Below are 19,051 nucleotides of genomic sequence, written 5' to 3'. Positions count from 1 at the left end.
CAGGCGAGTGGGAGAGCAGGGATGAATGAGCTGAAAACCCTGCCATTTTATTATGGTAAATGTCCGGCCCGAGGCGATTTTTTGAAAACCAAAGGCCAATCTTCACTGATTCAGGTACTGGATCAGTGGATTACTGAGGCGCTGGAAAAAGCGATGCAATCTCCAGAGTTTCAAAGCCGCTATACGCAGTTGCCATCACTGGATTTTTTCATTGCCAATCCGCAGGAATATAAATTTCTGGTGGCCAACTTAATTGCCAGCGAAGACAGTTCGGGACGACAGTTTCCGATGGTACTGAGCCATCTGTTAGATGTAGATGTCCCCCTGGAGCATTTGCTGTACGCACCGTATCGCTATAAACAGACCCTGATTGATCTGTTTCAGAAAAACCGGGTGCTCAAGTCGATTCGTGATCCTGAGATTTTGCTGGACAAGCTGGCCAAACTGAATAACCAGATTCAGGTGTTTGATGTGCATGAAAGTGCAGCATTTTATGAACATCATACGACACATTCTTTTGCCCAGTTGATGAAAATCAGCACCTATGAGCTGGCACAAAGCATGATTGGACTGGGATTATTGCTGCAACCGGTGATCCATCAAGGCACCAGTAAATTAAATAAAGTCCTGATTTTACCGATTAATAATCATGCCTATTGCTATGAAATTGCAGCATTTTGGGTCAGTCTGATTAGCCGTTTTGTCGCCAATCAGAACACAGAATTGCTGGTCGGTTTACTGCATTATGACAAACCCTTGCTGATTTTTGGCTTTCATGGCGCAGATATTCAGGCTTTAAGCGAAATTTTCATCCAAAACCTGGACAGTTCACATTGGGTCTCATTGGTCAATGCCAGCTGGATTGATCCGTATCTGGAGCAAAATGCAGGTTTGGCGGCGTTGGAACAAGCTTTATGTGAACGCCAGCTTAGCTTAAGCCAGGGAATCAAACTCTTTAGACAGACTTTTATAGATGGATAAAATGATTAAAAATCAATTAAATACATATAAAAAACAATGGCTGTCTGTACTCTTGTTCAGTGTTAGTAGCTGGGTATGTGCACAGCCGATTGTAGTTGAAGGCGTGGTCCCGAATGAAGCCAGCAAACAGGCCATCCTGACTAAAATGCACAGTGTGTATGGTGCGGACCAAGTCATTGATAAAATTCAGGTTAAATCGGTTGCTGCACCCAATGGCTGGAGCGAATCGGTCACACGAATGATCACGCCAGACCTAAAAAAAGTGAAGCAGGGTCAATTGTCGGTACGCGGTACGCAAATTGATTTAAATGGAAAAATGTCCAATCAAAATGATATCCAGCCAACCACAAATGCTTTTCAGGGCTTGGTACAGGCGCCATATCGTTTTAATGCACAGTTATCTGTAAATCAGGCCGAACAGAAAATTATTGATGATGCCTTAAAAAACCGGATTATTGAATTTGAATCTGGCAGTGCGGTTTTAGCCGCATCTGGGACAAAAATTCTTGATGAGATGGCGATTGCCTTAAATAAGGTTGGTGGCAAGCAGGTGAAAATTATTGGCCATACTGATAGCTCTGGTGATGCCAATAAAAACCTGATCTTAAGTAAAGAGCGTGCACAGGCGGTAAAAGATTATTTGATTGGCAAAAATATTCCTGCAGATAGTTTGAGTGTGGAAGGTTTAGGCGCCAACAAACCTGTGGCAGACAACTCAACAGCTGAGGGTCGTAAAAAGAACCGTCGTATTGAGTTTGAAGTGATTTAAGTGGTCATTAAAGGAATAAGAGCCATCTATAGGATGGCTTTTATTTAATATATTTTATTTCGTATAATGTATATTATGTTAAATAGCATGTCGGGGATTGTGCCCTATACAAACTGTATGTTGGCACAACTTCACTGGAGAGATCCACCGATACTTTTTGAGATAGCCTGATCCTTGATTCCTGTAGCATGCTGATGAGCCCTCACATGGCTAGCATCAATAAATACCCACTCTAGATCAGCATCAGATGAAATTAACTTAAATATTTTTAATAACTTATTATCTTTCGACCACCGGGAAAATTTCTTGAATATGGAGTTTGGCTTTCCGAAGGCAGCAGGTAAATCCCGCCACGGGCAGCCTGTACGGATTCTATAAAGAATAGCTTCAATAAAATTTCGAAGATTTTGTTTGAGATAAATACGAAAATTACGGAAAATGTTTTCTAACTTAGACCAGTGTTGATCAGTCAACATTGTACGAGGCATAGCGAGGAGTAGATTTGGTTTGGCGATTAAATTCTACTTTCTCGCTATTTTTTTTGCACAGTAAATGTCAACAGACCCTAATATTTATTGTTCTATTTTTTAATTGAGGTAACCGACTTCTTCTAAGTAAATCAAGTAATCCAAATTGAATAGGAAGCTCCTTCTAAAGATAATTATTTAGATCATGAATCTGCTAAGAAGCATACGCTCTATAATCAAACCACTATTATGAGCGTATTCGTTATCTTCCAATTGCCTTCAGCTTAACCCAAACCCTTAACCAGAAAGAAACAGCCCACAATCACCAATAACACGGCGAAACATTTTTTCAGGATTTGTGGCGATAATGCATGTGCTGTTTTCGCCCCAAGTTTGGCAGTAAAGAAACTCATAATGCTAATACCAAGAAAAGCATAAATATGAACAAAGCCAATAGTATTGGGCACATTCACCTGCGCCTGCATCCCAAAAATTATAAATCCCAAAGCACCGGCAACTGCAATGGGGAAACCACAGGCTGCAGATGTGCCTACTGCCTGTTGCATGACCACGCCATAACGGTTGAGATACGGTACGGTCAAGCTGCCACCGCCAATCCCAAAGATGGCTGAAGCAAAACCAATTCCCGAACCTGCAGCGATTTGTTGACCGGTTGAGGGCAAGGTTCGCCCCTGCTCTGCCGGCTTTTTGCTACCTGTAAACATGGTATACGCCACCCAGATCAGAAAGATTCCTACCACAATCTGCAAATGTAAGCCCGAAATTAAACCGGCAATCCCTGCACCGAAAAAGCATCCAATGGCCATAGGCGGAGCTAGATGTCTAAAGACTGGCCACAGCACTGCCTCGTTCTTATGGTGCGCCATCAATGAACTGATAGAGGTGACCACAATAGTTGCTAGCGATGTACCTAAAGCCAAATGCATAATCACATCCGGACTATAACCCATCTGCATAAACACGATATATAACAGTGGCACAATGATTGTTCCGCCACCGACTCCAAACAGCCCAGCGGCAAAGCCTGCGCATGCCCCGATGATTAAAAAAATCATAATTTCCACAAAATACTGACTGAATAATTTGAAATTAAAAACAAGGTGCCTTAAGCAAGTTCCAGCTCACCAACCTGATGATAGGCACGATTAAAATACACCAGACCATGTTCTTGCTGACTGTGCTGAATGGCCACCACACGGCACATAAAAATGCTATGCGTACCCACCTGCTGAATCTGCTCAATCTCGCAATCAAAGCTGGTCAAGGCATCTGTTAACACCGGCGCGCCGGTTTCCAGCTCAGTCCAGGTTCCATATTGAAAGCGCTCTTCAGACTTCATTTTGGAGGCAAAGACATTGGAGATTTGTTGATGCTGCGCGCCTAGCACATTCACGCTCAAGATTTTATTTTCAATAAAATGGGCGTGTGAGCGTGAAGCCTGATTCATGCAAACCAATAAGGTCGGTGGTGTATCGGTTACACTACACACGGCAGATGCGGTAAATCCATGCACACCAGACGCCCCTGCCGTGGTCACCACATTGACCGCGCTGCTGAGCAAAGACATGGCATTTCTAAAGTCTGCTGCTTCAATCATCACCGGATTCCTTCATTTTCTTGGGTTATGCTTGAAATGGTTGTTAAGCGGATGGGCCAGATGTTTTCCATCCATTCCCATCAGCTCTGCCACATGATGTGCCTGCGCGTTAAGCACTCAATTCTTGACGCACAATATCGGCGCCAGCGCTTAAAGCACGAAGTTTACCTTGTGCCACCTGACGCGATAACGGCGTCATACCACAGTTGGTCGATGGATAAAGCTTGTCGGCATCAACAAACTGCAAAGCTTTACGCAAGGTATTGGCCACTTCTTCTGCGGTTTCAATCTGGTTGGTGGCCACATCAATAGCGCCAACCATAACTTTTTTGCCGCGGATCAGCTCAATCAGGTCCATCGGTACGCGTGAGTTCTGACATTCCAGCGAAACAATATCAATTTTGGATTGTTGCAGTTTCGGGAACACGGCTTCATATTGACGCCATTCAGAGCCTAAGGTTTTTTTCCAGTCAGTATTGGCTTTAATGCCATAGCCATAGCAGATATGCACGGCGGTTTCGCATTTCAGACCTTCCAGTGCGCGTTCCAGCGTGGCCACACCCCAGTCATTGACTTCATCAAAGAACACGTTAAAAGCAGGTTCATCAAACTGAATAATATCAACCCCAGCGGCTTCGAGTTCCCTTGCCTCCTGATTCAGGATTTTGGCAAATTCCCAGGCCAGTTTTTCACGGCTTTTGTAATGACCATCGTACAGGGTATCAATCATGGTCATTGGACCCGGCAAAGCCCATTTAATTGGCTGAGTGGTCTGGCTGCGTAAAAACTTGGCATCTTCCACAAACACCGGCTGTTTCCGGGCCACCTCACCGATCACCGAAGGTACGCTGGCATCATAACGGTTACGAATACGCACCGTTTCCCGTTTTTCAAAATCCACACCTTCGAGATGTTCAATAAAGGTGGTGACAAAATGCTGACGGGTCTGCTCACCATCGCTGACAATATCAATTCCGGCCAGTAACTGTTCATGCAGTGACAGGCTCAAGGCATCCTGTTTGGCTTCACGCAGTGCATCGCCTTCAAGTTTCCACGGCGACCAGAGTTGTTCCGGTTCTGCCAGCCAGGACGGTTTCGGTAAGCTGCCTGCGGTTGAGGTTGGGAGTAAAATGCTCATCTCTAATCTTCTATCTCTATACGTTGAATTAAGCAGCGTTGGTTTCTACGGTGTAGCTGGCAGCCCACTGTTCCAGAATGTGCTGATACGGTTTGATAAAGTGTTCTTCTGTCCATTTGCCCTGTTTTACGGCCAACTGGCTACGCTCGACACGGTCATAGACAATTTGTGTCAATGAATAATCCGGGTACTCTAGGCTAGGTTGATAGACCTGACCTGCAGTTGAGTTGGCATTGTAAATTTCAGGACGATAAATCTTCTGGAAGCTTTCCATGGTGCTAATCGCGCTGATTAATTCAAGATCGGTATAATCTGCCAATAAATCACCGCTAAAATAGAATGCCAAAGGTGCAGCACTATTTTCTGGTTTAAAATAGCGAACGGTTAAACCCATTTTAGCGAAATAATGATCTGTTCTTGAGTATTCATTTTGCTGATATTCAACCCCTAACACCGGATGAATATTGGCGGTACGATAATAGGTTTTGGTGGTCGATACGCTCAGGCAGATCACCGGCTGTTTATTAAACTGTGACTGAAATGCCTCGGAATTCACCACGTACTGATACAGCTTGCCGTGCAAATCACCAAAGTTGTCTGGTATTTCCCCTGCTTTATAGCCTTGGGACAATAAAAGCACGCTAAAATCATAATCACGTACATACGATGAAAAACTGTTTCCGATCATGCCTTCAATACGCTGATTGGTACGATGATCAACAATCGTCGATTTCAGCATTTCAATGGCTGGAAAGGCGTTACCATTGCCTTCGACATCAATATCTGCAGATACAATATCAATTTCCAGTGAATAACGGTCACCCTTCGGATTATCCCAATGTGCCAAGGCATTAAAACGGTTATTGATCATGCGCAGCGTATTACGCAGGTTCTGTTCACGGCTTTCGCCACGCGCCAGATTGGCAAAGTTGGTTGTTAAACGGGTACTGTCCGCTGGTTGATAGTTTTCATCAAAACGAATACGTTGAATTGAACATGCAAACTGTTGACTCATCTGTTCCACCGCTTTAAATATCTAAAAATAAAAATCTGAATGTCTTTCTGGTTTTAGTTATACGTGAACCCTAAGATGAATAAAAATGATTTAATCTAAGTTAATAGTGAATTAAATTCATGTTTTGATTTGAATAGCGTTATTTAAGGCGAAAATATAGAAAAATAGACTGCCCTATGAGTCATCAATCGAGTCCAATTTTTCTTGCTGGAAAAAGGCCAAAAAGCTAGATTTAGAATCAAAATAGATTTTTTTAATTTTAATAAAAACAATTATTTATAATTTTTATTGTAGCTAAATATCTTCACATTTTGTTGAAGAAAATGAGCTTCTTGATGGAATAAAAAATTGGCTCGCCTAAATATTTGGATCTGGTCTGTTTAGGTCAAACGGCGCTTATATAAAAATGTCTATAAAAGCATCAACATGAATTTGGCTCAGTTGAAGATGAGGAAAAATCAAGGGGTTTAGCTTGTAAATGATCAGTGATTTACCTTCCTATTAAACGAATAGATGCAGTGTTCTTCTGTAGCCCAATTTCCTTGAGAAACGACTTTGCGACTTTCAGCTTCTATAAGAAATGAAAATTTAAACCGGCTCAGCTATACTATTTAAAATATAAGCAGAATATTGAGATCAGTAAAATAAGGAAATATCTGATGACTTTTCAAAAAACAATTTTGGGGCTAAGTTTAAGTTGTGTACTGGCACTTATGTATGGCTGTACCAAACCGGCTTCTGATCAGGCTGAAACTGAAGTCAGTACTTCTGAAATCACATCGGATTCAAATGAAACTGCCAAAGCCAGCTCAGATTTTGATCTGAATAACATCCCCATTTCGACCGCAGTGCTTGGCGAGTTTCCTTATATTGAGTTACCACAGGGTTATCGCTATCAGAATGATGAAAATCGAAAGTTTGAACGTGTGCCGTTTTGGACAGGACATGACTTTCACTGGGTTGAAGGAAAACTGTTTAGTTCGGGTATTACCGCTAAATCAGATTATAAAGAAGGCAGTTATTTAGAAATACAGCGTAATCTTGATGCGGTAATTAAACAGCTTGGCGGTGTAGAAGTTGCCAATAGTCAAATCCCCAAAGAGCTTGCCAACAGTCTGCCTGATGCCATTCGGGTGCAACATGGTTCAGGTTTGGCTGATATTTATAATTACCCTGCGCAAACGTATGTGATTCGACAAGCGGATAAAAATATTTGGTTCCATTTGGCGCAATCTGGTCACTATATGGGTTTAATGGTAGCGGAAAGTCAGCCCTTAAATATCACTGCCAAAGCACTGACGTCGAGTGCACTGAAACAAAGTCTGGATCAGGACAGTAAAGTGAGTGTGCAAATTAACTTTGCCACAGATCAAGCCGATATTTTGCCAGACTCACAAGAACAAATAGATCAGATTATTGCTTTACTGAAAGATAACGATGATTTAAAACTTGGCATTTACGGACATACTGATAATACAGGCGATGCGGCGCATAATTTAAAATTGTCTGAGCAACGTGCGCAAGCTGTGGTGACTGCTCTAACCAAAGCAGGCATTGATACAAATCGTCTGACAGCCAAAGGTTTTGGGGATACTCAGCCTGTTGCAGATAATGCGACTGAAGATGGTAAGGCGAAAAACCGTCGGGTGGAGTTGGTGAAATTATAAAAGTCTAAATACTAAAAAGACCGCAATATAGCGGTCTTTTTTACATCTTTTTATAAATGGTGTCACGGCGGTCAACGTCTAAGACAAGCACCACAATTTTGGCGTCAATGACTTGATAGACTAAGCGATACGCGGTTTTTGTGAACTCGAACTCTTAAGTCATCTAAAGTTATCCTGATAGTTTCTTCACTTTTCGCTTTTTCTGCTAGTTGTAATAAATAAACCTCATCCATAACACAATCTTTTAAGATTATTTTTGTATTTTCCAAAATGCGATTTTGACGATCAGGGCTACGACCTTCTAAAAATTCTGGTATTTTTTTTACCATATTTCATAAGCTCCAAATAGGATGTTCTTCCCAATTATCAGGAAAACCCATTGCAACACGCCAATTTTCATCTTTCACAATAGGTTTTAAGAGTTTATTCAATTGATTGCACCACTCTGAATCAAATCCTGTCGGTCTTAGCAAGGTTTTTAAGATTAAGAGTACATAGAAGATACGTTTATTCGTCGGTGTAATCGGTGATTGCCAATTTGGATCTTTGTCAGCTTTAGATTTAATTGCTAATTCTTTATTCCATAACCGTCCATGATGGGCACAAATATTTCTTACATAGGTCAATATATGCAACCATTCAGCTAATTTTTCATGATGCAAAGAAAAATACTGTGCGATTGCTTTCTTATCTTCTTTATTATTTGCCTTATTATTTATTAAACCACTATATAAAAATGACAATGAACCAAAACTTAAAACTTCTGTCAGCATCCAAATTGGGATTTGAGGAAAACCATCATAATTTTGTTGAAAATGCTGAATGAACGTATCTTTAGAGCGTCCAACTTCTTTGTTGCATGTTTCTAAAAATTTTCTATGGTTAAATTTGGGATAAAAATTTTGTGCATTGTAGATACCAAATGCACCATATTGATGACCGAGATAATACGTTAATTTCGTTCGTAAAAACGTTTCTATAATTTCGATAGCACCGAATATTTGTAATCGTAATTCAGTATCAAATTCATATAATTGCACAATTTTTTCAAACGAAGTGCCCGGCTTAAATCGATCTAAGACATTATTTCCTGACCTTATTCGGTAAGGATACCAATATGCACTTAAGCGATAATAACCATATTTTGCCAATATTCCTTCAGCCCAAGCAACATTATGAATACTCAATCCTTTAGACTGTAGATGATGCACTTGCTCAGCATATGATAAAGGCTTTTTATTATAAGGTTTTAACATAATTCACTAAAATCGAGGCATAAAAAACCGCCAAGGTTGCGCGGACTTCAAAAGAAGAACTAAGCGTGGCGGCTGTATTAAGTACATAATAGCGACAATTGTCATTATTAGCAAGTTATGATCAAAAACCGCCCTTAGCGACAGTCTTTTTTATATCTAATCTCCCCTAACCCCTCTTTATTAAAGAGGTGAGGAACAGCATTCCACAAGGGGAAGATTTTTTACACCCCAAGCGCTAACCTAAACAACATCTGCCATTGTTCATGAACCTTTTACTTCTCAAAAATCTCTCTTAAATCCTCCGTCATCCCTTGGGCGGACTTAAACTCGCCTTGCTGGTTTTTCCACACCATCGACGGAGTGGCAAAGAAACCATATTTAGCCATCAGTTCCTGATTGGCATCTATTTTTGCAGCAATATCAGCAGGGATATTCTTGGTAATTTTTAACTTGTTTTGCCCTTTGTTGGCATTGTAACTGGTAAACACCTGCTGTGGATTTTTAGCCATCAGCATGGTTGCCACTTGCCCGCGGCTCTCATCACGAATGACTGCCACCTGAATATGTCTAAGCTGTACCTTCCCCGCCTTCACCCACGGACGTGCCTTTTGCCAGAAGGTATGGCAATACGGACAATTCGGGTCTGAAAATACATATACAATCCGCGGCGCATCTTTTTGTCCGTCCTGAATCCAGGTGGAGTTTTCCAGACTTTTCCAGACATCATCCAGCACGGCGTCTTTGACATGGGTTTCAAGCGCTTTGATGGTCAGGTTCTCACCCTTGGCATTGTGCAAATCGCCAATAATGTAATATTTCTGGTCATTGGAAATAAACACGGTTGCCGGACTTTGCTGCATATGCCCGGCCCATCCGGTCATTTTCTCTGGCGCTTCAATCTGCTTGATAAATTTAAAGCCTTCCTGCTCAATCTGTTTTTTCAGATCAGTCTGAGCAAATGCTGTCGTATTTAACAGCAGCAGGAACAACGCAGCGGGATAAATCATTTTCATGAGAATTTCCTGTTATTTTGAAGATGGAGCAGAAAGATCATTGATATAGCGACGCAGCATCGGCTGGGTCAGTTCTCCCATATGCCGATGCACGAGCTGTCCTTGTGCATTAAAGAACAAGGTGCTTGGCAAGCCATACATATTCATCTGGGTGGCCATGTCACCTTGAGGATCAAACAGGACATACTGGAAATTAAAACGATGCTGACGCAGATAATCCTGTACCGTGTCAGTCGTTTCGCCCTGATTCAGCATTACAAAATGAATGTCCGGATAATCCTGCTGGGCCTGATGTAAAACCGGCATTTCCCGGTGACACGGCGGACACCAGCTGGCCCACAGGTTGATGACGGTCGGTTTGCCAACCCAGTGCTGTAGCGGCACCTGTTGCTGCTGTAAATTTTGAAATTGCAGGTCAGGATACTGATTCTGCTGTGGCAAGACTGATTGAATACCCCAGTTCAGACAAAGCTGGATCGCAACAAATAGCGCGATCAATATCGCTTTAGGCAGATTGGCCAATGACCGGTTTTTCCATAAAAACCACCCAATGCCGGCAATCAATCCGCCATAAAAATGAAAGCCTTTGTCCTGAATTTTGATTATATCCAGTGGTGTCGCCAGATAAAGATCGGCATGCATCAGCACAAAAAACAGTCGTGCGGCAATTAACCCCACCCAGAATGACGTCCACAAGCTGTCACTAAAGATGCGCCAGCTAGGTTCAGGCCATTGCTGTTTGTGTCTGAAATATCGCCCTATCCCATACACTAGTACTAATCCGGTGAGCAGCAGCACCATCTGCCACGGCAACATCAGTGGGCCTATATGCAGCGCCGTTGCAGAAACCATCATGGTGTTTTCGCCTGCTGAAGTTGCTGCAAGCGCTGAATAAGTTGGGTCGCGCTAAAGGTGCCAGTTAAACGTAAGGTGCGCTGTTCCTGCTGCTGGTTGTCCAGGAAAATCATGGTCGGTGGGCCAAGAATCTGCCAGTCACGCAGTAATTCATCTTGAGATGGATGATACTCGGTTAAATCCAGTTTAATTCGTACCACATCCTGCAAGGCTGCCTGTACATCGGTACGTGGCAGGACTTCATTTTCTACCGGTTGACAGGCCACACACCAGTCGGCATAGACATCAATCACGATACTGCGTCCACTGTTTTGCTGTAGCAGCTGTGCCAGTTCCTGCTGGGTATGCACCTTTTGCCAGCTGAGTGTTTGCTGGGCATGGACCGCACCCATCTGCTGAAGGCCATGTTGAATATGCCAAATACCAATAGCGGTCATGGCCAGCGCCAGCACAATAACGCCAACACGCGAAATTTTCCCTTGCAGATGTCTGCGGATTAAATCGAAGCAGTAAATCGCCAGTGCCAGGAAAATAATGCCCATCAACAGGAAATAGGCCACAGTCGGCAGCAATGGGCGGGCGAAATAAACCGCCAGCGCCAGCATTAAAAAGCCGAAACTGAATTTCAACCGGTCCATCCACAAACCCGGTTTCGGTAAATATTTGGCGCCAAATACAGCGGCAATAAATAAAGGAATCCCGAGGCCCAGACCCAGTACAAACAGATAGGTCGCGCCAAGTACTGGCTGATCCAACTGCGATACGAACAGCAAAGCACCGGCCAAAGGTGCGCTCATACACGGACCTACAATCAGCGCGGAAATCATCCCCATTAACGAAGCACCCACCAGCGTACCGCCCTGCTGTTTTTGCTGCCATCGGTCCAGTCGTTGTAATAAACCTTGTGGTAAGGACAGCTGATACACCCCAAACAGGTTCAAGGCAAACAAGATAAATAGCACCGCAAAGATGCCAATAAAGATCGGGCTTTGGAACCAGCGCTGGAAACTATAGCCCAGTTGTGCAACCGCCAGTCCCATCACCGCATACACTGCGGCCATACCCAGTACGAAAGCCAGCGCAATCAACGCAGCACGATAACCACGATGACGCTGTACCAGAATGCCAGACAAAATTGGAATCAGTGGCAAAGAACAAGGTAAAAAGGCCAGTAAAATACCAAAACCTAAAAAAATCAGCAGATTAAAAAATAAATGATGTTCCGAGAGTAAATTGAAAAAATACTGGTCGTTGTTCCATTCAGATTGTAATGACGCGGCGGCTGCCGTTTGTGTCTCGCCTGCGATTTCACTGGCCGGCACCGGATTAGACGCTACGACTGAAATTTCTGAAGCCGCGACAGCATCAGTGAGTTTTGTCGGCTCTGTATTCTCTACTGCGGCAATCGACTCATTTTCAATGACTGCTTCTTCGGCGGCAGCAGATGTAGTTGTCAGTACTGTTTTTTCAGGTTTACTTGGTGCCGCTTCAATTTTAGCCGGTGCATCCAGCGCGACCGGTTTGGCGGCACTTAATAAACGCCGTTCGCTTGAAGGCGCATCTGACTGGGGCAACAAGCCTTGCGCATCGGTCTGAATGGTGGCGCGTTGCACCGGATAACATAAACCGCTTTCGGCACAGCCCTGCCACTGAATTTTAAATTGCTGGTTTGGCGCGACCGTAATCGTGGTCTTGACCTGATGATAATGCACCTTGGTCTGGCCAAAGGTCGGATCGTTCTTATCTTCCGGCACCGGCAGCTGTAATTTTAGCGCACCAGCATCGCTACGCACCTGTAGCTGATCATGATATAAATAATAATCTTCGGCGATGGTCCAGCGCAGTTCCGCCTGATCATCGCTAATAGAACGCGCCTGAAACTGAAACGCCTGATCGGATGGCAAGAACTCCTGCGCCTGTGACCAGACTGGCCAGAATGCACAAAGAACCACAAGCAAAGCACTTACACGCGTAATCATGACGTCCATTTTTCTGTAGAAAACTCGATTCATTATTAAAAAGATTAAATTAAGAGAACATTAACATAGCTCATTATTTATAAAATAGGATTTCAGGTGGAGAGTAACTATGTTTGTGGTTCTGGTCGAAGATGATCCTTATATTGCCCAAAGTATCTGTTCAGCGCTGGACTATTTAAATATTTCAGTCGAGCATGTGGCCACTGCACGCGCTGCTGATTATTTTATCCGGCAAAGTGCGGTCGACCTGTGCCTGCTGGATTTGGGCCTGCCTGATCAGGACGGTCTGGAACTGCTGCAGCAGTGGCGCCAGGATGAAATTCATCTGCCGGTACTGGTTTTAACCGCCCGGCATCAAACCCGGCAATGTGTAGAAGCCTTAAATCTGGGGGCCGATGACTACCTGACCAAACCCTTTGAACTGGACGAGCTGATTGCCCGTATTCATGCGCTGGCACGGCGTAATCGAGGTTTTTCTTCCAACTTGTTGCAACTGGGTGATTTACAGCTGAACCGCGATACCCAGGAAGTCACGTTCCAGCAGCAGCCGGTGACTCTGTCACGGCGTGAATACAGCCTGCTGGAAACCCTGATGAGCCATCCCAACCAGATTTTGAAAAATGAACAGCTGCTCGATAAACTGTATGGCTATCAGGACAGTATCGAGAGCAACGCGCTGAATGTGCATATTTATCATTTACGTCAGAAACTAGAGCCGCAGCTGATTCAGACCATTCGTGGTGTGGGCTATATGTTTAAAGTACCGGAAACCGAGAGCTGAATATGCAGAACTACAGTTTAAAATGGCGGCTGGTCAGCATGTTTATGGTGGTGTTTCTTAGCCTGTGGAGTCTGGTGTTTTGCTGGCTGTATTATGATTTGCAGCAGCGGCTGCAAGATACGCTGGATCAGCGCCTGTTTGCCTCTGCACAAATGGTGGCGCGGCTGATTCAGCATTTGCCGCTCCAGGAAATTAATCCCGATTCCTTAAAACAGGTGGCCGAACAGTATCATGCGCAAAATCTGATTGCCTGTGAGGTGTCGGTGTTTAGCTCGGATATTACCTTGGGGCCGTATGTGGTGGCTCGCACCCGCGGTGCGCCGGCGCAGCTAACCGGACAGCAACCGGGCTTTAGTACCTGGCAGGAAAATGGTGTGGAATGGCGCAGTTATGTGCTGCGTAAAGGTGATATTCAGGTGGTGGCCGCAGAACGGCTGGTGCTTAGAGCCTCTTTATTGCAACAGATTCTGCAATCGGTGCTGATTCCGCTGGTGTTATCGCTATTGATCTGTATGGCGCTGGTGATTCATATTTTGCGTAAAGAATTCCGCCCTTTAGATGATATGGCCCAGCAACTGGCAGATAAGCAGCATTCGCTGTCAGATGCCGCGCATTATCTGCAATATCTGGATGCGCGCAAAATTCCAAAAGAAGTCCAGCCTTTTGTCGATAATTCCAATCAGCTGATTCAGAACCTGCACCATAGTCTGGAAAATGAAAAACTGTTTACCGCCTATGCCGCGCATGAACTGCGTAGTCCTTTAACTGCAATTAAAACCCATGTACAACTCAGCCGGATGATGGTCGAGCAAAATCCGGCGCAGGCCAGCAAGCTGATTGAAAACCTGAAACAGGCCGAAAACAGTATCTGGCGCTATCAGCAGTTGCTGGAACAATTGTTATTACTGAGCCAGACCGATCATGACGCTGCGCAAGCTGCCCCAGATTCAGATACCACCGAAGTCGCGCCGGTTTTAAGACAAGTGATAGAAGAATTAAGTCCGGTTTATCCGCATTTAAATAGCGTATTGCAGGTCGATTGGGAAAATCTGCAAACCCTGCAACTACCACCGCTGAGCTTGCAGACGATTCTGAAAAATCTGCTGGAAAATGCCCTGTTACATGCCCAAGGCTTAAGCCGAATTGCAATTACCATGCATAATCAGCAACTGCTGGTACAAGATGATGGTCAGGGGCTGACTGGCGCTGAACTGACCCAGATGACCCGGCGCTTCTGGCGTAAATCTGCCCAGCAACAGGGGCATGGTTTAGGGCTGGCTTTGGTGAAAGCGCTGCTCCAACATCATCACTACCAGATGGATTTAAGCCTGAACCTTCCTCAGGGTTTAAGCATCTGCATTCGGCCGGAGCAGCCCTCTTCCACGCCCAATTAAAGGGTTGATGCTTGGGGACTAGATTAGAAGCTATATCTTAAGCCCCAAACCGCCTGATTTTTCTGTTTGATTTTACTGCGGTCATAGCCACCAAGAATGAAATCGGAAAAGACATTCACATTCGGCGCAACTGCATAATCCAGCCCGACCGAGGCAAAACGAAAAGCGGTATCGGTCTGGGTATCTAAAAATTCCTGACCTTCATATTTGCCGGAGTCATTAAAATAGGAACCGGCAACGGCCAGATTTCCAGTTAATTTGTCGCTGAGCTGATGGGCATAGTTCAGGCTGACATAGGTATCGCCCTGATTCATATACACCACATCATATAAATAGGTCGACACGCCGAAGGTTAGTGTAGCTTGCTCATTCAGGTTTTTACTGACACGCAGGCCCAGTTCATTGGAGGTGGTACTGTCCCCACCCGGATAATAATAGGTCGCGTTCCACAGATCCCAAGTGAGGCCTTTAAAATCTGACACATGCCCGACAATAAAATCATGTTCCATTTTATCGGTGCTGTATTGCCGGCCTTGCTGTAAATCGCGGTATGAATAACCCAGTGTACTGCCCCAATAAGCAGCGTAAAAATTTCCATAGCCCAGGGTTAAAGAGGCCTGCAAAGCCAGGTCTTCATTTTCTGGTGCATTGGTCAGACCGCGCGACACATATTTGGATACTGCGGTCAGCTGACCAGACACATCAATAGAGGAAGAGGATGCATCATTGGCCCAGCTGGACATGCTGATACATGACAGACATCCGGCGGCGACCACTGTTCTTGTAAATGGAATCATTGTTTTAAAATTTAACCTGATTGAATGTAAAAAATTCCAGCCAACCATCCGACCGTGAGCTGTGCGGATGGTTGGGTATGTGGTTTTAACTAAGAAAAAAAGGATGTGTATAAAAATGCACATCAAAACGATGTCAAGATCAAAGCGTTCTGTTGCGGCTAGATTGACCGGACTGGCGTATTGGCCCGGTAAAATGGCGCCGTAGATTTGGCCAGCGCCGGTTTGGCGCGAATATGATCGGCCAGTTTTTCGGCCATCATAATGGTGGTGGCATTCAGGTTGCCGGTAATAATCAGCGGCATGATGGAAGCATCAATCACTCGCAGGTTTTGCAGCCCATGTACCCGCCCGTAGCCATCGACCACGGCCATATCATCTTCACCCATTTTGCAGCTGCAAGATGGATGGAACGCAGTTTCAGCGTGGTTACGGATAAATTCGTCCAGCTCGGCATCGCTTTGTACCTGTTTGCCCGGGCTGATTTCTTCGCCGCGATAGGCATCTAAAGCCGGTTGATGCATGATGTCCCGGGTAATGCGGATGGCATCACGGAACTCGCGCCAGTCCTGTTCGGTACTCATATAATTGAACAGGATACTTGGATGCTGAAACGGATCTTTGGAGCGCAGTTTGACCCGGCCACGGGATGGAGAGCGCATGGAACCAACATGCGCCTGAAAACCATGCTGCTGAATGGCATTACTGCCATTGTAGTTAATGGCGACCGGTAAAAAGTGATACTGGATATTCGGCCAGGCAAACTCATCGGAAGTGCGGATAAAGCCACCCGCTTCAAACTGGTTACTGGCACCCACACCCTGACCTAAAAACAGCCATTCTGCACCAATTTTTGGCTGGTTATACCATTTTAAGGCGGGATATAAGCTGACCGGTTTTTTGCATTGATACTGTAAATACATTTCCAGATGATCTTGTAGGTTTTCACCTACGCCCGGTAAATCATGAACCACCGGAATATCCAGGCTTTTTAGATGCTGGGCATTGCCAACCCCCGAACGCTGCAGAATTTGCGGAGAAGCAATGGCACCCCCACAGAGCAGCACTTCTTTTTCAGCAAAGACTTGTAGCGGCTGCGCGGTACTTTGTCCCTGAAAATATTCGACTCCCACAGCCTGTTTGCCATTAAATAGAATTTTATTGGTCATGGCATGGGTGCGAATGGTCAGATTCGGGCGCTGTCTGGCCATATCCAGATAACCACGCGCTGTGCTGGAACGGCGTCCCTGCCGGGTTACGGTACGGTCCATCGGACCAAATCCTTCCTGCTGATAGCCATTTAAATCATCGGTACGTGGATAACCGGCCTGCACCGCAGCATCGACCATGGCATGAAACAGCTCGTTATTTCCGGCTTTCGGGGTGGCGACCTGTACCGGACCGCTGTCACCATGATAGTCATTGCCGCCAATATCCCGGGTTTCGGCTTTTTTATAATAAGGCAGACAGTCGGCATAGCTCCAATGTTCCAGTCCTTTCAAACTCGCCCATTGTTCCAGATCCATCGCATTACCACGGATATAACACATGCCGTTAATCAGGGAGGACCCGCCCAAGCCTTTACCGCGACCACATTCCATACGGCGGTTATTCATATACGGTTCCGGATCGGTCAGATAGGCCCAGTTATAACGCCGGCCCTGTAAGGGATAAGCCAGCGCGGCAGGCATCTGGGTACGAAAATCCAGCCGGTAGTCCGGCCCACCTGCTTCTAGGAGCAACACCGTCGTTTCTGGATCTTCGGTTAATCGAGCCGCCAGCACATTCCCGGCAGAACCTGCGCCAATAATAATATAGTCATAATTCATGCAGCATGATCCTCCCTTAAGCTGAAAATACAGATTGGAAAGGACTCAGTTCCACCTGAACCGATTTGGTCTGGGTATAGTGCTGTAAGGTCACCAGACCATTTTCACGGCCAACGCCTGACTGTTTATAGCCACCAACCGGCATTTCTGCCGGAGATTCGCCCCAGGTATTCAGCCAGCAAATCCCAGCTTCAATCTGATGAATAATGCGATGGGCACGGCTTAAATCCGGACTGACCACACCAGCAGCCAGACCATAGGTGGTGGCATTGGCTCTGCGGATTACTTCATCTTCACTGTCATAGCTTAAGATGCTCATAACCGGGCCAAAAATTTCTTCCTGGACAATGCGCATTTCATCATGACAGTCGGTAAATACCGTGGGTTCAACAAAAGCCCCGTGCGCAAATTCAGCTGCCGCTGCGCGCTGTCCACCTGTTAACAGACGGGCGCCCTGTTGCTTGCCCAGCTCAATGTAATGCAATACTTTTTCCATATGGGCAAAGCTGGACAGTGGCCCGAAATTAGTGTTCGGGTCTAAAGGCTGACCCATGCGCACATAGGGAATGCGCTGCAGAATCTTTTCTTCAAAAGCAGTTTTTAAAGCAGCAGGAATAAACACCCGGGTTCCATTGGTACACACCTGTCCAGAGCTGTAGAAATTGGCCATCATGGCAATATCGGCAGCCAGATCCAGATTGGCATCTTCACAGATAATTAACGGTGATTTTCCACCAAGTTCCATGGTGACTTCTTTTAAGCTGGACGCCGCCGCCTGTGCCATTACTTTTTTACCGGTACTCACACCGCCGGTAAAGGATACTTTGGCAATCTCTGGATGCTCAGTGAGGTAGCTACCCACATCGCCACCACCGGTCACCACATTAAAGACGCCGTCTGGTACTCCGGCTTCACTATAAATTTCGGCCAGTTTTAACGCGGTAAGTGGGGTAATTTCACTGGCTTTAAACACCATGGCATTGCCTGCGGCCAAGGCCGGTGCAGATTTCCATAACGCAATCTGGATTGGATAATTCCAGGCGCCAATACCGGCCACCACACCCAGCGGTTCACGGCGGGTATAAATAAAAGAACTTTCTCTTAATGGAATTTGCTGGCCTTCGAGCGCTGGTAAAATGCTGGCATAATATTCCAGCACATCTGCCCCGGTCACAATATCGACGCTCCGGGTTTCACTTAAAGGCTTGCCACTGTCCAGGCTTTCAATTTCTGCCAGCTCATCATTGCGTGCCCGTAAAATGGCTACGGCCTGATTTAAAATGCGTGAACGCTGCATGGTGGTCATGGCTGCCCAGACTTTTTGTCCCTGTTTGGCAGACTGTACTGCCCGATCAACATCGGCCTGGTTACATGCTTGAATGGTGGCCAACACCTCAGCATTGGCCGGATTAATACTTTGGAATGTTTCAGAGGATGAAGCATCGACAAACTGACCGTGAATATAAGGTCGTTGTGTATTGAATTGCATCAATCG

17 protein-coding genes and 1 pseudogene are annotated in these 19,051 nt (G+C 45.2%); 5 read left to right on the top strand and 13 right to left on the bottom strand.

The annotated features are described in order from the left end of the window. Nucleotides 1-21: 21 nt before the first annotated feature. Nucleotides 22-981, top strand: a complete 960-nt coding sequence (tagF, locus tag VF685_RS00930; RefSeq protein ID WP_180172770.1) for a type VI secretion system-associated protein TagF — start codon at nucleotides 22-24, stop codon at nucleotides 979-981. A 1-nt stretch (nucleotide 982) separates the two neighbouring features. Beyond that, the gene (locus VF685_RS00925) at nucleotides 983-1,750 is read left to right on the top strand and encodes an OmpA family protein (RefSeq protein WP_075175237.1); all 768 of its coding nucleotides are present in this window, start codon (nucleotides 983-985) and stop codon (nucleotides 1,748-1,750) included. 140 nt (nucleotides 1,751-1,890) lie between these two features. On the opposite strand, the pseudogene VF685_RS00920 reads toward VF685_RS00925, so the two are convergent. The 5 genes and pseudogenes from VF685_RS00920 to VF685_RS00900 all read right to left on the bottom strand — a co-directional run. Then, nucleotides 1,891-2,238, bottom strand: a pseudogene (locus VF685_RS00920) (transposase); the annotation flags it as partial. A gap of 263 nt (nucleotides 2,239-2,501) precedes the next feature. Continuing rightward, nucleotides 2,502-3,302 carry a sulfite exporter TauE/SafE family protein gene (locus VF685_RS00915; protein WP_286384820.1) on the bottom strand — a complete coding sequence of 267 codons (801 nt, stop codon included), beginning with the start codon at nucleotides 3,300-3,302 and terminating at the stop codon, nucleotides 2,502-2,504. Between the two features lie 41 nt (nucleotides 3,303-3,343). Further along, on the bottom strand, nucleotides 3,344-3,835 hold the full coding sequence (locus VF685_RS00910; RefSeq protein ID WP_075168282.1) for a flavin reductase: 492 nt from the start codon (nucleotides 3,833-3,835) through the stop codon (nucleotides 3,344-3,346). Nucleotides 3,836-3,944: 109 nt separating this feature from the next. Beyond that, the gene (locus VF685_RS00905) at nucleotides 3,945-4,973 is read right to left on the bottom strand and encodes a methionine synthase (protein WP_104490711.1); all 1,029 of its coding nucleotides are present in this window, start codon (nucleotides 4,971-4,973) and stop codon (nucleotides 3,945-3,947) included. Between the two features lie 28 nt (nucleotides 4,974-5,001). Then, nucleotides 5,002-5,988 (bottom strand): DUF1852 domain-containing protein, encoded by a 987-nt coding sequence (locus VF685_RS00900; RefSeq protein ID WP_163170089.1) that lies wholly within the window; start codon nucleotides 5,986-5,988, stop codon nucleotides 5,002-5,004. Nucleotides 5,989-6,647: 659 nt separating this feature from the next. Here VF685_RS00900 and VF685_RS00895 point away from each other — a divergent pair. After that, complete coding sequence (locus tag VF685_RS00895; RefSeq protein ID WP_180036336.1) at nucleotides 6,648-7,655, top strand: OmpA family protein; 1,008 nt, start codon at nucleotides 6,648-6,650, stop codon at nucleotides 7,653-7,655. A gap of 104 nt (nucleotides 7,656-7,759) precedes the next feature. Here the strand turns inward: VF685_RS00895 and VF685_RS00890 are convergent, their stop codons facing one another. From VF685_RS00890 to dsbD, 5 genes are all read right to left on the bottom strand, one after another. Further along, on the bottom strand, nucleotides 7,760-7,984 hold the full coding sequence (locus VF685_RS00890) for a hypothetical protein (protein ID WP_152342383.1): 225 nt from the start codon (nucleotides 7,982-7,984) through the stop codon (nucleotides 7,760-7,762). A 3-nt stretch (nucleotides 7,985-7,987) separates the two neighbouring features. After that, the gene (locus tag VF685_RS00885) at nucleotides 7,988-8,911 is read right to left on the bottom strand and encodes an Abi family protein (protein WP_104499653.1); all 924 of its coding nucleotides are present in this window, start codon (nucleotides 8,909-8,911) and stop codon (nucleotides 7,988-7,990) included. A gap of 272 nt (nucleotides 8,912-9,183) precedes the next feature. Next, complete coding sequence (gene dsbG, locus VF685_RS00880) at nucleotides 9,184-9,924, bottom strand: thiol:disulfide interchange protein DsbG (protein WP_075175219.1); 741 nt, start codon at nucleotides 9,922-9,924, stop codon at nucleotides 9,184-9,186. A 12-nt stretch (nucleotides 9,925-9,936) separates the two neighbouring features. Further along, nucleotides 9,937-10,779 carry a TlpA disulfide reductase family protein gene (locus VF685_RS00875; protein ID WP_286384821.1) on the bottom strand — a complete coding sequence of 281 codons (843 nt, stop codon included), beginning with the start codon at nucleotides 10,777-10,779 and terminating at the stop codon, nucleotides 9,937-9,939. Then, the gene (gene dsbD / locus VF685_RS00870; protein ID WP_286384822.1) at nucleotides 10,776-12,758 is read right to left on the bottom strand and encodes a protein-disulfide reductase DsbD; all 1,983 of its coding nucleotides are present in this window, start codon (nucleotides 12,756-12,758) and stop codon (nucleotides 10,776-10,778) included. The genes VF685_RS00875 and dsbD overlap by 4 nt, the downstream gene beginning before the upstream one ends. A gap of 109 nt (nucleotides 12,759-12,867) precedes the next feature. On the opposite strand from dsbD, the gene VF685_RS00865 reads away from it, so the two are divergent. Beyond that, nucleotides 12,868-13,539 carry a response regulator transcription factor gene (locus VF685_RS00865; RefSeq protein WP_016658141.1) on the top strand — a complete coding sequence of 224 codons (672 nt, stop codon included), beginning with the start codon at nucleotides 12,868-12,870 and terminating at the stop codon, nucleotides 13,537-13,539. 2 nt (nucleotides 13,540-13,541) lie between these two features. Then, a complete protein-coding gene (locus VF685_RS00860; RefSeq protein ID WP_286384823.1) occupies nucleotides 13,542-14,933 on the top strand; it encodes an ATP-binding protein in 1,392 nt (463 codons plus the stop codon). A gap of 23 nt (nucleotides 14,934-14,956) precedes the next feature. Here the strand turns inward: VF685_RS00860 and VF685_RS00855 are convergent, their stop codons facing one another. The 3 genes from VF685_RS00855 to betB form a co-directional block, all read right to left on the bottom strand. Then, nucleotides 14,957-15,730 carry a hypothetical protein gene (locus VF685_RS00855; protein ID WP_152342388.1) on the bottom strand — a complete coding sequence of 258 codons (774 nt, stop codon included), beginning with the start codon at nucleotides 15,728-15,730 and terminating at the stop codon, nucleotides 14,957-14,959. 158 nt (nucleotides 15,731-15,888) lie between these two features. After that, on the bottom strand, nucleotides 15,889-17,556 hold the full coding sequence (gene betA, locus VF685_RS00850) for a choline dehydrogenase (RefSeq protein ID WP_163170097.1): 1,668 nt from the start codon (nucleotides 17,554-17,556) through the stop codon (nucleotides 15,889-15,891). Between the two features lie 16 nt (nucleotides 17,557-17,572). Then, nucleotides 17,573-19,048 (bottom strand): betaine-aldehyde dehydrogenase, encoded by a 1,476-nt coding sequence (betB, locus tag VF685_RS00845; protein ID WP_171065061.1) that lies wholly within the window; start codon nucleotides 19,046-19,048, stop codon nucleotides 17,573-17,575. Nucleotides 19,049-19,051 lie beyond the last annotated feature (3 nt).

This window comes from Acinetobacter sp. Brlt_5, from assembly GCF_051949055.1.
In the GTDB taxonomy this organism is placed as follows: domain Bacteria; phylum Pseudomonadota; class Gammaproteobacteria; order Pseudomonadales; family Moraxellaceae; genus Acinetobacter; species Acinetobacter indicus.
Note: the sequence above shows the minus strand (reverse complement) of the source record. Positions and strands in the feature narration are given on the sequence as shown.